This is a genomic window from Gammaproteobacteria bacterium, from assembly GCA_017999615.1.
Classification (GTDB): Bacteria; Pseudomonadota; Gammaproteobacteria; order JAABTG01; family JAABTG01; genus JAGNLM01.
The window spans coordinates 101,449-115,551 of sequence record JAGNLM010000004.1 but is presented as its reverse complement, the minus strand read 5'-3'; the positions used below and the strand labels follow the sequence as shown (position 1 = coordinate 115,551).

9 protein-coding genes are annotated in these 14,103 nt (G+C 68.0%); all 9 read left to right on the top strand.

From position 1 onward, the window contains the following. Positions 1–7 precede the first annotated feature (7 nt). The 9 genes from asnB (KA217_05935) (at position 8) to KA217_05895 (ending at position 13,991) form a co-directional block, all read left to right on the top strand. Entirely contained in the window at positions 8–1,885 is a 1,878-nt protein-coding gene (gene asnB / locus KA217_05935; protein ID MBP7711991.1) for an asparagine synthase (glutamine-hydrolyzing), read from the top strand. After that, a complete protein-coding gene (locus KA217_05930; GenBank protein MBP7711990.1) occupies positions 1,882–3,240 on the top strand; it encodes a glycosyltransferase family 4 protein in 1,359 nt (452 codons plus the stop codon). The genes asnB (KA217_05935) and KA217_05930 overlap by 4 nt, the downstream gene beginning before the upstream one ends. A gap of 158 nt (positions 3,241–3,398) precedes the next feature. Beyond that, a complete protein-coding gene (locus tag KA217_05925; GenBank protein ID MBP7711989.1) occupies positions 3,399–5,111 on the top strand; it encodes a glycosyltransferase in 1,713 nt (570 codons plus the stop codon). 85 nt (positions 5,112–5,196) lie between these two features. Further along, positions 5,197–6,039 (top strand): class I SAM-dependent methyltransferase, encoded by an 843-nt coding sequence (locus tag KA217_05920; protein ID MBP7711988.1) that lies wholly within the window; start codon positions 5,197–5,199, stop codon positions 6,037–6,039. Between the two features lie 29 nt (positions 6,040–6,068). Next, positions 6,069–8,009: an asparagine synthase (glutamine-hydrolyzing) gene (gene asnB / locus KA217_05915; GenBank protein ID MBP7711987.1), complete on the top strand. Its 1,941-nt coding sequence runs from the start codon at positions 6,069–6,071 to the stop codon at positions 8,007–8,009. Between the two features lie 143 nt (positions 8,010–8,152). After that, complete coding sequence (locus tag KA217_05910) at positions 8,153–9,253, top strand: glycosyltransferase family 4 protein (protein ID MBP7711986.1); 1,101 nt, start codon at positions 8,153–8,155, stop codon at positions 9,251–9,253. A gap of 73 nt (positions 9,254–9,326) precedes the next feature. Further along, entirely contained in the window at positions 9,327–10,667 is a 1,341-nt protein-coding gene (locus KA217_05905; protein MBP7711985.1) for a glycosyltransferase, read from the top strand. Between the two features lie 115 nt (positions 10,668–10,782). Then, entirely contained in the window at positions 10,783–12,825 is a 2,043-nt protein-coding gene (asnB, locus tag KA217_05900) for an asparagine synthase (glutamine-hydrolyzing) (protein MBP7711984.1), read from the top strand. Further along, positions 12,825–13,991, top strand: a complete 1,167-nt coding sequence (locus KA217_05895; GenBank protein MBP7711983.1) for a glycosyltransferase family 4 protein — start codon at positions 12,825–12,827, stop codon at positions 13,989–13,991. Before asnB (KA217_05900) ends, KA217_05895 begins: the two co-directional genes overlap by 1 nt. Positions 13,992–14,103 lie beyond the last annotated feature (112 nt).

Below are 14,103 nucleotides of genomic sequence, written 5' to 3'. Positions count from 1 at the left end.
CGCCTTCATGTGTGGCATCGCCGGGTACTTCGGCGTCACCCGGGAACCGGGGGAGGCCCTGGAGACGCTCAGGGCCATGTGTGACAGCCTCGTGCACCGGGGTCCCGACGAAGAGGGCTACTTTCATGCCCCCGGCATCGGTCTGGGGATGCGCCGCCTGAGCATCGTCGACCTGGCCTCGGGACACCAGCCCATGTCCAGCACGGACGGCGCGGTGCAGCTCGTATTCAACGGTGAGATCTACAACTACCGTAAGCTTCGCGAGACTCTGCGGCGACGCGGTCACACCTTTCGGACCCAGTCCGACACCGAGGTGATCCTGCGTCAGTACGAGGAGCAGGGCATCAACGGCATACGGGCGCTGAACGGGATGTTCGCTATCGCGATCTGGGACGCCCGCCGGCAGCGGCTCTGGCTGGTGCGCGACCGGCTCGGGGTGAAGCCTCTGTACTACCGATGGGACGGCCAGGAGTTGCTGTTCGGCTCGGAGATCAAGGCCATCCTCGCCGCGTGCCCCCAATCTCCGACCCTCCGACCCCAGGCCCTTTGGGACTACCTGACCCTGCGCTACGTGCCGGCCCCGGATACGGTGTGGGAGCAGATCCACAAGCTGCCGCCCGCGCATTGGCTGGCGGCGGACGTCCGCGGCAACGCCCCAGCGCTGACGCGGTACTGGGACATCCCGTACGTCAAGGGTCCTCGGCGCCGTGGGCGCTGGGTGGACGAGTTCGGGGCTCTGTTCGAGGATGCGGTGCACCAGCGCATGGTGGCCGACGTGCCCGTTGGTATCCTTCTCAGCGGAGGACTGGACTCCAGTGCGGTGGCCTCGGTGGCTTCCGAGGGTGTTGCCTCCAGCGTCAGTATGTTCTCGGTGGGTTTTCGGGACTGCCCCGCCACTGACGAGATCCCCTACGCCCGGACCGTAGCGAACCACCTGGGCGCTGACCACCACGTGGTGCAGATAGGGGTCGAGGAGTTCTGGGACTTTCTGCCGGATATGGCGTACTACACAGACGAACCCTTGGCCGACTTGGCCTCGGTGCCCCTCTACTATGTCTCACGCCTGGCGCGAGAACGGGTCAAGGTAGTGCTGTCGGGGGAGGGCAGTGACGAGGTCCTTGCCGGCTACAACTTCGACCGCCTGGTGGAGTCGTGGGAGTCGGCCGCAGCGGCCGCGCGGCGCCCCACAGGTTGGCGTGCCCTCGGCGCTCGACTGCGGCAGGCCCTGGGACTGGGTGCCGGCGGCCCTTGGCCGGACATTCGGGAAGCCTCGGTCCCCTACGCCATGACCAACTACCTCTCCTCCGAGGACAAACGGGCCGCCTTTCGTGGTGGTGCGTCATGGCCGGACAGCCTGGATGGCGTCCGTCGGGCGCTCCAGCGCCTGGGACCTTGTCACCCGCTGCACCAAGTGCTCTACACCTACTGCCAGGACTGGCTGGTGGAAGACCTTTTGATGAAGGCGGACCGGATGTCCATGGCGAACTCCCTGGAGTTGCGCACGCCGTTCCTGGACTACCGGCTGGTGGAATGGGCGGCCCGCGCCCCGGCCTCCAGCAAGGTGGGCCGGGGCGGGGACGGGCGGCTGGTGACCAAGTGGGTGCTGCGGGAGTTCGCGCGGCGGCGCCTGCCCTCTGTGGTCATTGAGCGCCCGAAGCAGGGTTTCCCGGTGCCGGCCTACGACTGGCTGAGCGGGCCACTGCGGCGGCGCGTCACCGACCTGCTGTCGGGGGCGGAGGCCCTGCTGCGAGTCTGGCTCGAAGACGCCTTCATCGCTCGGACCCTGCTCGAGGGCAGCGCCGACGGCGCGACGACCCTGCAGCGGCACCGTCTCTGGAACCTGGCGGTGCTGGAGATCTGGCTGCGTCGTTGGCAGTCCGTATGAGGCGCCTCATTGCAGTCTCCTGGGCCATGCCGCCCATGCTGTTTCCCCGGGCCATCCAGGTCTCCCGGCTGTTGCGGCAGCTCTCGCAGTCCGGCTGGCGGTGTTCCGTGGTCTGCCTGAAGCCGAGCGTGGAGGTCGAGGGAGGCGTCAACGACGTGGAGTTGGCCAGCTACTACTCCGGGAGCTATCTGCCGGTCCCGGTGGACATGACGGACCCCCCGGCCGAGCACCCGTTCCGCCAGCGGTCGCTCTGGCGGCGGCAGCGGGAGCCTAAGATTACGTTGGACCCGACGGTCGCTGCCTGGGTGGACCGGGCCTCCGAGGCGGTCCGGAGTTGTGTGCGTGCCGGCGGGGCGGACGTGCTGTTGACCTTCGCGCAGCCCTGGAGTGACCACATGGTCGGCTTGCGGCTGCGGGCGCGGCTCTGGCGCCTGCCCTGGATCGCCCACTTCAGTGACCCCTGGGTGGATAGCCCCTACTTCACCCGAGCGACCGAGGAGGAGCGGGCAGTGGAGCGCCGCCTGGAGGCGCAGGTGGTCCGGTGGGCGGACGCGCTGGTGTTCGTCACCGAGCGCACCGCGGACCTGGTCATGGCGAAATACCCTGCGCGCTACCGCAGCAAGGTCCACGTGCTGCCCCACGGCTTCGACCGGGAGATGCTGAACGCCGCAATCGGCGGTGATGGCGCGGTGCAAGAACGGGAGCCGGGCGGCTTGCGGATCGTGTTTACGGGACAATTGCTGCAGGGTATGCGCACGCCCGACGCCCTGCTGCGGGCCCTGCACGAGCTAAGGGCCGCCGGTTCTGTGGACGGCTCTACGTTGGAGGTGGTCTTCGTGGGATTGACCCCGCCAGACACGGTCCACCTGGTGGAGTCGCTGGGCCTCGGGGACACGGTGCGCTTCGTGCCCCGAGTGGCGTACTTCCAGAGCCTGCGCGAGGCCGCCCGGGCTGACGTGCTTCTGCTCATCGACGCTTCGTCTCAGAACAGCGTGTTCCTGCCGAGCAAGTTCGTGGACTACTTGATGCTCGGCAGGCCTATCCTGGGCATCACGCCGCGCTCGGGTGCGGTGGGGGATGTCATGGACGAGTTGGGGTACCCAGTGGTGGAGCCGGCGGATGTGCCAGGGGCTCGGAAGGCGTTACTTGACATGGTCGGGCGGTGGCGGCTCGGGACCCTGCGCCCGTCTCCGGCCCATGCCGCTGTCGCCCGGCGATACGACATCCGCCGCACCGCCGCGCAGATGGAGCGCGTCCTGGAGTCGGTCCTGGCGCAGCGTCGCGGGCTCTCCGGCACACTGCGCTGGCTCGTGGGCTCCGGCCTGACGCCCGCTGCCGGCAACGTAAGGGAATGACCGTGCCGCTGAGGGAGCGAGCGGCACGTGGGTTTGGTCTGGACGGCGGGAGACTCTCTCGCCCGGAGGAGATCCTCCGGGCCCTAGAGGACGTTCGGGAGTCGTTCGGTGAGGAAGACTTGACCATCGCGGTCCCCTACCCGGTCACGGACGGGGTCATGGCCAAGGTCCTGAGCCACGACCCGAAGGTCTCTGTCATCGCCCACGGCCCCGACGAGACCACTGCCGCGCAGTTCCCTGAGCGTGTGGGACACTTTGTGCCTGACCTCGGCACCTGGAATCTCCCCGGGCACTGCGCTCACCGCATACTGTTCCTCGGTGAGCACGGGCAGGTCGGCGTTCGGATGGCAAGGGAGGCGCTGCGTCGGGGGGTTACGAGCTTGGTTTTCCCCAAGGGCCGCCGCGGCTGGCTGGATCGGGATCTGCGCTGGCATTTGGCTGCCGCGGCCGTTGTTAGCGCCCAACGCAGACTGCCTACTGTCGCCCTGTCGCGACAACGGGGAGCCTGGTCCAGGTTCACCCTTCCCAACATTGCCTTTCTGGCCCCCTTGCTTCGGCGCTTGACGGAGCGGCGCTACAACGAAGCGTTTGAGAAGGGGCGCGCCCAGCTTGCGCACGGGATCCTTCCGAAGGGGGCATTCGCCGCTAACCGAGTCTTGCTGGTGAGTGCGAGCCTCGGCGGTGGAGGGGCGGAGCGGCAGGTGGCAAACACAGCAGCGGGCCTCGCGGTTCGCGCAGCTGGGCACCACGTCTCCGTCCTCTGCGAGCGGCTCGACGCCGAAGGTCATGACTTCTTTCTTCCGGATCTGCAGGCCGCAGGGGTAGCGGTCCATCGGGTACAGGATCTGGTACCGGAAGCCCGTGAGGATGACCTGAGGCTTGTCCGCCAACGGCTCGACCCGATCCTCCAGACGGTGCCCTACTGGATTGCCGAGGGAATCCTCGGCTACGCGGCGGCATTCCTCACTCTGCGTCCGGAGGTGGTCCATGCCTGGCAGGATGAGACCAATATCAAGGCAGGCATCGCCGCCGCGGTGGTTGGAGTGCCCGTTCTCGTCCTCAGCACCCGGAGCGTCGCCCCGACCCATTTCGCCCTCTACCAGCCCTACATGCGGGGTGGCTACCGGTTGCTGGCGGATCACCCGCGGGTGCAGATGCTGAACAACAGCCGAGCCGGCGCCACCGACTATGCTTGCTGGCTCGGAATAGAGCGCTCCAGAATTAGTGTGCTTCACAACGGCCTACTGGTGGATGAGTTCCGTCGGCCCCCCAAAGAAGAGGTTCGTCGCTGGGCAGAGGATGCGGGGATCCGGCCTGCTGGCCCTGTGGTAGGGACGGTCCTACGCTTCTGCGAAGAAAAGGGACCACTCCTGTGGGTCCGTGTCGCAGCCCTGGTGGCCCAGGCGCGACCTGACGCCCGGTTTCTGATGGTGGGCGACGGACCGCTTCTTGGAGAGGCTCGTGCGCTCGCCGAGCGACTGGGGATCAGCGAGCGTCTGCTGACACCCGGCCGGGTCAAGCGCCCGGCCCTTCCCCTGGCGCTGATGGACGTGTTCCTGCTTGTCTCGCGCATGGAGGGCCTGCCCAACGTCCTGCTGGAGGCGCAGGCGCTGGGCGTGCCCGTGGTGACGACCGACGCCGGTGGCGCGGGGGAGACCATCGAGTCTGGAATTACGGGGTGGGCGGTGAGGCCCCAAGCGCCCGAAAGGCTGGCCGAGCGGGTGATAGCGGTGCTCGACGACTCGCCTTGGCGGGCCAATGCCCGCGAGCGGGCCCCGGCCTTCGTGCGGGAGACCTTCGCGCTAGAGCGGATGCTGGACGAGACGCTGGCCACCTATGCCAGCAGTCGCCGGCGCATCGACAAGGCGTAAGCGGCACGCTGCGCCGTGCCCACTTTAAACCACCCGGCGGATTTGCCTGCGGGATCCCGATGTCGACTACAAGGACACTCCCCGAATGAGCACTGACAACGACCCCAAGGAGCTGCGGTTCGGCTTCGGCAAGAACTGGAAGAATTTCATTGAGAAGGGCTTCAGCCAGGGGAAGGTGGACGTCTCCAAGAGGCACCTCCTCGGCTTCCTGGGGGTCGAAGACCTGCAGGGACAGAGCTTCCTGGACATCGGCTGTGGGAGCGGACTGCACTCCTTGGCCGCCTACCAGGCGGGTGCGGAGCGCGTCTCCAGCTTTGACTACGACATCGATTCCGTGCGCACCACCGAGTATCTGCGCACGGAGAAGGCAGGGGCACCGGACAACTGGACGGTGCAGCAGGGCTCAGTGTTGGATGCCGATTACGTCCGCTCCCTGGGCCAGTTCGACATCGTCTACTCCTGGGGTGTGCTCCACCACACCGGAGACCAGTGGACGGCGATCCGCAACGCCTCGTACCCCGTGGGGGAGGGCGGCCTGTTCTACATCGCCCTGTACTCCGCGGACGTGCAGATCAACCCCACCGCGGAGGAGTGGCTGGAGATCAAACAGCGCTACGTCCGCTCGTCCAAGCTGGGGCGGGCCCGGCTCGTCTGGTGGTACATCTGGAACTTCTCGATGGGGCGCAACCCCCTTAAGCTCTCCGACGTCATCAAGACGGCGTACGAGTACCGCTTCAAGCGCGGCATGAGCTACCTCACCGACATCCGGGACTGGGTGGGCGGCTGGCCCATGGAGTTCTCCCACGACGCCGACGTGCTCAAGTTCGCCGACGAGGAGTTGGGCTTCGACCTGGTGCGCATCGCCCAGGGCGAGGCCAACACCGAGTACCTCTTGAGAAGGCGGGCCGCCGGCGCCCGGAGCGGCTAGGCCGGCGGCCTTTTCGCGGGGCGTCTGCGATGTGCGGGTTCACTGGCTTCCTGGACCGGCGGGGTCGTTACGGTGCATCCGAGGCGGCGGCTCTCGCCACGGCCATGGCCGAATCCATCCGCGCCCGGGGTCCCGACGACGGCGGCGTCTGGGTGGACCCGCTGGCGGGTTACGCCGTGGGCTTCCGGCGACTCTCCATCATCGACCTCACGGAGTCGGGCCACCAGCCCATGGTGTCTTCCAACGGGCGCTATGTCATCGCGTTCAACGGTGAGGTTTACAACGCCGAGGCCATCCGGCCCAAGCTTGAGGCTCTGGGCGCCTCCTTCCGCGGGCACTCCGACACGGAGGTCCTGCTGGAGGCCTTCGCCGTCTGGGGAGTAGAGAGGACGCTGGCCCAGACAACGGGGATGTTTGGCATCGCCCTCTGGGACCGGGCTGAACGGCGCCTGACCCTGGCCCGGGACCGCCTGGGCAAGAAGCCTGTCTACTGGGGGTGGAACTCCGGAGTCCTGTTCTTCGGCTCCCAGCCCAAGTCCTTCACCCGCCATCCTCGGTGGCGGGGGGAGCTGGACCGGGACAGCATGGCGGCCTACGTTCGGTTCGGCTACGTGCCCGCGCCGCGGTCCATCTATCGCGGGATCCGAAAGCTCGAACCGGGGCACTTCGTGACCATCGAGGGCGACGACACGGTCGACGATACCTGCTACTGGGACGCGAGGGCGATGGCCGTGTCCGGCCTGCGCCAGCCGCTTCGGGCTGGCGACCGGGAGGCGGTAGAGGGTCTTGAGGCGGTGATCTCCGAGGCGGTTCGGGCCCGTCTGGTGTCCGACGTGCCCTTGGGGGGCTTCCTGTCGGGCGGCATCGACAGCTCCACCGTCGTGGCGTTGATGCAGGAATACAGCAGCGAGGCGGTGAAGACCTTCTCCATCGGATTCGCGGAGTCGGGTTATGACGAGGCCCCCCACGCCAAGGCTGTCGCCGCCTATTTGGGTACTGAGCACCATGAGTTGTACGTGGAGCCTCGGCACGCCCTGGCGCTGATCCCAGAGATCCCGGACTGGTACGACGAGCCTTTCGCGGACTCCTCCCAGCTGCCCACCTACCTAGTCTCCGAAATGACCCGCCGGCACGTCACTGTCGCCCTGTCGGGGGACGGGGGGGACGAGTTGTTTGCGGGTTACACCCGGTACGGCTACCTGAGGGACCTCTGCGCCCAGGTGGGGCGGGTGCCTACGGCCCTGCGGGGGACGGTGACGGCGTTCTTGGACCGTGTCCCGGGGGGCTGGTGGGATCGTGCGGCGCGCTTGCTGCCGGGCCCGATACGGCCGAGCCACGCCGGCTACAAGGCCAAGCGCCTTGCAGGCCTGCTGCGCCCCGCGGGGCGGGACAGGCTTTACCGTGACCTAGTCAGCCACTGGCATGACCCGGAGGCGCTGGTCCTGGGAAGCCGGGAAGAGGTCGCGGGGTTCTGGGACGGGGCCTGGGCAATGGAGGTCCCAGACGACACCGATCGCATGCAACTGATCGACACGGTGACCTACCTGCCCGACGACATCCTCACCAAGGTGGATCGGGCGAGCATGGCGGTGAGCCTGGAGGCCCGGGTGCCGCTGCTGGATCACCGGGTGGTGGAGTACGCATGGCGGCTACCGCGGCACCTGAAGGAGCGGGGCGGGGTGACCAAGTGGGCACTGCGCCAAGTCCTCTACCGGCACGTCCCCCGAGAGCTCATCGAGCGGCCGAAGATGGGCTTCGGCGTCCCCATCGATGCCTGGCTCCGGGGTCCACTGCGGGACTGGGCCGAGTCCCTGATCTCGGAGTCACGGCTACGAGAGGAGGGGGTCTTCGACCCGGCCCCTATCCGGGAGCGCTGGTCCCAGCACTTGGCTGGAACCACCAACTGGCAGTACCCCATCTGGGTCATCCTGATGTTTCAGGCGTGGCAAGAGCGTTGGCTGTCGGGTTGACGGTCAGCTGGGATGTCAGCGGTCATTGAATAATCCCTTTGGGGCTGCTCGAGCGGGTGGAGGGGCCGTAGCTCACGGGGCCGGCGCGTCCCTATGCGGATGACGACGGCCCGCCGAGGGCCGATTTGCGGCGGCGATCGCGCGTGCGCCTGAGCCTGGTCATCGAGGGGCTCGGTCCCGGAGGTGCCCAGCGAGTGCTGTCCTTCCTGGCGTCGACCTGGGCGGCGCGGGGTGACCACGTCGACCTCTTGGTCCTTGGGCCTGGCGGGGAGCAGCCTTTCCACCCGCTTGGCCAGGGCGTCGCGGCGCGCTACCTATCGTTGCCGGGGGAGAGCCGCGGGCTCGGCGAGGCTCTAGTTAACAACGGACTGCGGGTCGGTCGTCTGCGCAGAGCGCTCCGAGGGGCGAAGCCCGCGTTGGTCTTGAGCTTTTGCGACACGACCAACGTCCTCACTCTCATCGCGGGTCGGGGGCTCCGCGCGCCGGTCGTTGTCGCCGAGCGCACCGACCCCCGGCGCCACCCCATTGGCCTTCCCTGGACGCTCTTGCGTCGGGTGACCTACCGGTGGGCCGACGCCGTGGTGGTGCAGTCCCGACTTTTCGTCGACGCATTCCCGGCCCGGGTGCGCCGGCGCACCGTGGTGGTCCCCAACCCCGTGGTGCCCGCCACGGGCCGGCCCGATCGTCCCCGGGAGGGCCGCTGTCGGGTCGTAGCACTGGGCCGCCTTGGCCGGGAGAAGGGGTTCGATGTCCTATTGGAGGCCTTTTCTCGAGTCGCGCCCCTCTACCCAGACTGGTCCCTGACCGTCCATGGTGAGGGAGTCGAGCGTGCTTCCCTGGAGGCCAGGACACGGGCGCTCGGTCTGACTGACCGGGTCGAATTCCCCGGCATCACGCGGGACTCCGAAGCCGCCCTCGGGGATGCGGACCTGTTTGTTCTGCCTTCCCGCTACGAGGGCTTTCCAAACGCGCTCTGTGAGGCCATGGCTGCGGGCCTTGCGGTGGTCGCGACGGACTCGGGCGGGACCCGGGACATCGTGCGTTCGGGCGTCGATGGTCTGCTCGTGCCCGTCGACAACTCCGAGCTGCTTGCGCAGGCGATGGCGCGATTGATGAGTGATTCGGCACTGCGGGCCGGACTTGGGTCTCGGGCCCGAGAGGTCGCCGAGCGCTTTGCGCCCGAGACGGTGGGGAGGGAGTGGGACGCCCTTTTCGCCCGGCTGCTTGGGGACCACGCCCCATGACCGGGTCATGCTCGGGGCCCGTCCCGGTTGGCGATGGGGTCGAGCGGCCATGCCGGTCCGACCAGGGCCGTCTGTGAGCCAGGGATTGCACCTGCCGGCTCGGCAGTGGGTGGGCCCGGAGGTCTTTTGCGTCATCGGGGACCTGGATGTCGGAGGCACCGAGCGCCACCTCGCGCAGGTCCTGCCGGAACTCGTGGCGCGGGGGGTGCGGCCGGTCGTTTACACTCTGACGCATCGAGGGGTCCTGGCCCCAGTTCTCGAATCCGCGGGTGTCCAGGTGATCGCGCCCCCTGCGGCCGACCGAATCCGGCTGCTACCCCGTTGGCTTCGCGCAGGGGTCATCCTGCCCCTCACTACCCTCTGCCTCGCGTATCAGTTGGTGCGTCGGCGACCGTCGGTCGCCCATTTCTACCTGCCTGCGGCCTATCTGCTCGGTGGGTTCTGCAGCCTTGCGGCGGGGGTCCCCGTGCGCGTGATGAGCCGGCGGAGTCTGAACCGATACCAGGCCCGGCACCGGGTCCTCGCGGGATTGGAGCGCTGGCTTCACCGGCGAATGACCGCCGTACTGGGTAATTCGCAGGCGGTGGTGAGGGACCTCCTCACCGAGGGGGTCTCGCCAGAGCGAGTTGGGCTTTTGCACAACGGCATAGACCTCCGGCCTTTTGCGGGTCCCGCGCGGCGCGACTCCTTGCGGGCGCAGTTCGGGGTGTCCGAGGAGACGCTGCTCATCATCTGCGTCGCGAACCTGATTCCCTACAAAGGGCACCGGGACCTCTTTCAGGCCCTCGCGGGGATCCGCGCGTCGCTAGGCGTCGACTGGCGGCTCCTCTGCGTCGGCGAGGGAGGCGAGTACCGGCATGTGCTTGAGGCCGAGGCGAAGCGGCTTGGCATCGAGGCGCACGTGCACTTCCTCGGCTCGCGCAGTGACGTGCCCGCGCTCCTGATGGCAAGCGACGTCGGTGTTCTCGCGTCCCACGAGGAGGGGTTCTCGAATAGCATTCTCGAGGGGATGGCAGCAGGGCTGCCCATGGTCGTGACCGCAGTGGGAGGTAACGGGGAAGCGGTGGAGGACGGTGAGACCGGCAGAGTCGTCCCGCCGCAGGACCTTCATGCGTTGGGGCTGGCTCTGGCAGAGCTTGCTGTCGATCCAGAGCTGCGAAAGCGATTCGGCAGCGCAGGGCGTGCCCGCGTCGCCCAGCGTTATTCCCTGGAGGTCTGCGTGGCCCGTTATGCAGGGCTCTACGAGGGCCTCTTGACCCAGCCCGCGACCCCCGTGACATCTCTCCTGCCGCAACCGGAGGCGTCGGAGGCTGTCTCTGAGCCAGGACTCCGTCTGGGTAGTGGGACGGGACGAGAACCTCCGTTCCCCGGTCAGTCGGTGCCTGCTTCCGTGCGTGTTGCTGGATCCGAGTGAAGAGATGGCATGCTGGCAGGGGGTCTTCTTCCAGGTCCAGTCTGTAAGGACGTCGCCTTGAGTTTGCCAAACCGCGGTTCGCGGGAATCCAGGCTGTTGGAGGGGCGCTGACGCTATGTGCGGGATTGCCGGGTGGCTGACGGCGTCGGGCGCGGGTACGGAGGAGCTCGAGGCGGCCGTCCGGCGAATGACAGCGGTGCTCGTGCACCGTGGACCGGACGACGGGGGCTTCTGGGTGGATGGTTCGGCAGGGGTCGCCCTGGGCCACCGGCGGCTCTCGATCCTCGACCTGTCGCCGGCCGGGCACCAGCCGATGCACTCGGTCTGTGGGCGCTACACCATCGTCTTCAACGGCGAGGTCTACAACTACCGCGCGCTGCGCGCGGAGCTCGATGCGGCAGGGGCTGCGGCCCGCTGGCGCGGTCGTTCCGACACCGAGGTGGTGCTGGCCGCAGTCGCCCACTGGGGGCTCCCGGGAACCCTGGCCCGGACCGTCGGGATGTTTGCGTTCGGGCTCTGGGACGCCGAGACCCGGAGCCTCTGCCTTGCCCGTGACCGGCTTGGAGAGAAGCCCCTCTACTACGGCTGGGTTGGGGGCGGAATCGTTTTTGCCTCCGAGCTCAAGGCCTTTCGGGCCCACCCTGCCTGGCAGGGCGAGCCCAACCGCGATGCCCTCGCCCTCTACCTCCGACACGCCTATGTCCCAGCGCCGTATTCGGCCTACCGGGACGTATTCAAGTTGCCGGCCGGAACGTGGCTGCGGGTCGATGTGGCGGGCGCACGGGCCTGCCCCTGGCCGGACGGCGTCCCGCCTACGCCACCGAGTGAGGCGCCTGGCTTGGTCCTCGCGCCCTACTGGTCCGCTCGCAAGGCGGCGGAGCGGGTACTGACTGAGCCTTTCTCTGGGGACGAAGGGGAAGCGGCGGAGGAAGTCGAGCGGGTGCTCGCCGAGGCGGTCTCCCTGCAGATGGTGGCTGACGTGCCCGTGGGCGCCTTCCTCTCCGGAGGGGTCGACTCTTCCCTCGTCGTGGCTCTGATGCAGGCCCAGAGTGCGCACCCGGTCCGGACGTTTACCATCGGTTTCCGGGAGGAGACCTATAACGAAGCCGAGCACGCCCGCGCTGTGGCGCGGCACCTGGGTACCGACCACACAGACCTGTACGTCGCACCGTCCGAGGCCATGGCGGTAATCCCGTCGCTGCCGGACATTTACGACGAGCCATTCGCGGACTCTTCTCAGTTGCCAACCCTGCTGGTGAGCAGGCTTGCTCGCTCTGCGGTGAAAGTGAGTCTATCGGGGGATGGGGGCGACGAACTTTTCGGTGGTTACTACCGCTACGCGTGGGGCCAGCGGCTGTGGACAGGGCTCGGATGGGTTCCCCGTCCCTTGCGGGCAGGCCTCGGTCGGCTCGTGCGGTCGGTACCTCCCCACGCCTGGGACCGTCTGTATGCCAGTGTCCGCGCACTGATCCCCCAGCGGCTGGCGGCAAGTAACCCTGGCGATAAGCTCCACAAGCTTGCGGAGATACTGGGGGTGGAGGGTCCTGATGCTCTCTACTACGGTCTTGTCTCACTCTGGCGCAGCCCAGAGCAGGTTATGCGGCCGGGGGGGCGGGAGCCGCCTACCGTGCTCACTCGCCCCGCGGAGTGGCCCGGCCTGCCGGACTTTTCCCTGCGCATGGCTTACCTGGACCTGCTGAGCTACCTGCCGGACGACCTGCTGGTAAAACTCGATCGGGCTGCGATGTCAGTGAGTCTCGAGTCCCGGGTCCCGCTCCTGGACCATCGGGTGGTGGAGCTTGCCCTCCGGATGCCGGTAGGGTTGCGGATGCGCCACGGGCAGGGGAAGTGGTTGCTCCGCCGCGTGCTCTACCGCTATGTACCGCCGGCGCTGGTCGAGCGCCCGAAGATGGGGTTCGGGGTGCCCATCGGCGAATGGCTCCGGGGTCCGCTGAGAGACTGGGCGGAGTCGTTGCTCGCGAGGAATCGCCTCGAGGCCGGCGGGCTCCTGCATCCGGTGCCGATACGGGCCTACTGGGAGGAGCACTTGGCGGGCCGACGCAACTGGGCGTACCGCCTCTGGACGGTACTGATGCTCCAGGCCTGGACCGACGGCCAGCGCCTTAGCCACGGACAGGGCCAGCAGTCGCTGAACTGATGCGAAACCCGGTCACGCTGCTCTTCGTCGTTACCGAGGACTGGTATTTCCGCTCCCACCGGCTGCCAGTTGCTCGGGCGGCGAGAGACGCGGGTTGGCGAGTGGTCGTCGCAACTCGGGTCGGAGAGGAGGGGGAGGCGATCGCCGCCGAGGGGTTCGACGTCTTCCCACTCGAGCTTCGGCGGGGGGAGCACCGCCCCTGGCGGGAATTCGGTGCTTTCTCGGGGCTCCTCCGCGTGCACCGGGAGGTTGCCCCCGATATCGCCCACCACGTCGCGCTGAAGCCCATCCTCTACGGAGGGCCGGTCACGGCGCTCACCCGCGTGCCGGTCGTCGTGAATGCCATTGCCGGCATGGGTTTCGTTTTCACCTCGGAAGGACCGCGTGCACGCCTGCTTAGACCAGTGGTCCGTCTGGCCCTCGCGCTGCTGCTCCGGCGGAGGGCGAGCTACAGCATCGTCCAGAACCCGGACGACGCGGCGGCGATCCGGGCTCTTGGGGTACCCGCGGAGCGCGTCGTGACAATCCCCGGGTCGGGCGTAGATACCGTGCGTTTCGCCCCCACCCCGGAGCCGGCGGAACCGGTGGTCGCGGCGCTTGTTTCGCGCATGCTCTGGGACAAGGGGGTTGGCGAGTTTGTCGAGGCAGCGCGTCTGCTTCGAGCCCAAGGGGTTCCCCTGCGCCTGTGGCTGGTCGGGGCGCCGGACCCGGAGAACCCTGGATCGGTTCCAGCTGAACAGCTCCGCGCATGGGAGGCCGAGGGGGTCGTCACCTGGCGTGGGGTCTCCGACGATGTGCCAGGGGTCTGGGCGCGGGCCCACATCGCGGTCCTTCCGTCGTACCGGGAAGGGTTGCCCAAGTCGCTGTTGGAGGCTGCGGCCTGCTCGCGGGCACTCATCGCCGCCGACGTACCCGGTTCGCGCGAAGTCGCCCGGCACCGCCAGACCGGCCTGCTAGTACCTCCGCGAGACCCTGTGGCCCTTGCCCGAGCGATACGGACGCTTGGCGAGGACGGGCAACTCCGCCGGCGGTTAGGAGATGAGGGCCGGCGGCTTGCCGAGCGGGAGTTCTCGGAGGCCCACATCGTCCGCCGCACCCTGGACCTATATCGGCAGGCGCTCAAGCGCACGCGACGCGGCCAGCCAGGATCCTGGGACCCCAGTTAGGCGAACGGTCGAGGCGAAGGAAGGGGCGGCACCTTCTTCGCCCCGACCTTCTGGCATCGGCGGACATCGGGAGTGGAGGTGCGCCCGTCGCATGGCTCCTGCCGTGCGAGGG

Coding starts and splice junctions, on each gene's coding strand:
- KA217_05895 (MBP7711983.1), top strand. CDS start 12,825: ATGCGAAACCCGGTCACGCTGCTCTTCGTCGTTACCGAGGACTGGTAT.
- asnB (MBP7711987.1), top strand. CDS start 6,069: ATGTGCGGGTTCACTGGCTTCCTGGACCGGCGGGGTCGTTACGGTGCA.
- KA217_05920 (MBP7711988.1), top strand. CDS start 5,197: ATGAGCACTGACAACGACCCCAAGGAGCTGCGGTTCGGCTTCGGCAAG.
- KA217_05925 (MBP7711989.1), top strand. CDS start 3,399: ATGGCCAAGGTCCTGAGCCACGACCCGAAGGTCTCTGTCATCGCCCAC.
- asnB (MBP7711991.1), top strand. CDS start 8: ATGTGTGGCATCGCCGGGTACTTCGGCGTCACCCGGGAACCGGGGGAG.
- asnB (MBP7711984.1), top strand. CDS start 10,783: ATGTGCGGGATTGCCGGGTGGCTGACGGCGTCGGGCGCGGGTACGGAG.
- KA217_05930 (MBP7711990.1), top strand. CDS start 1,882: ATGAGGCGCCTCATTGCAGTCTCCTGGGCCATGCCGCCCATGCTGTTT.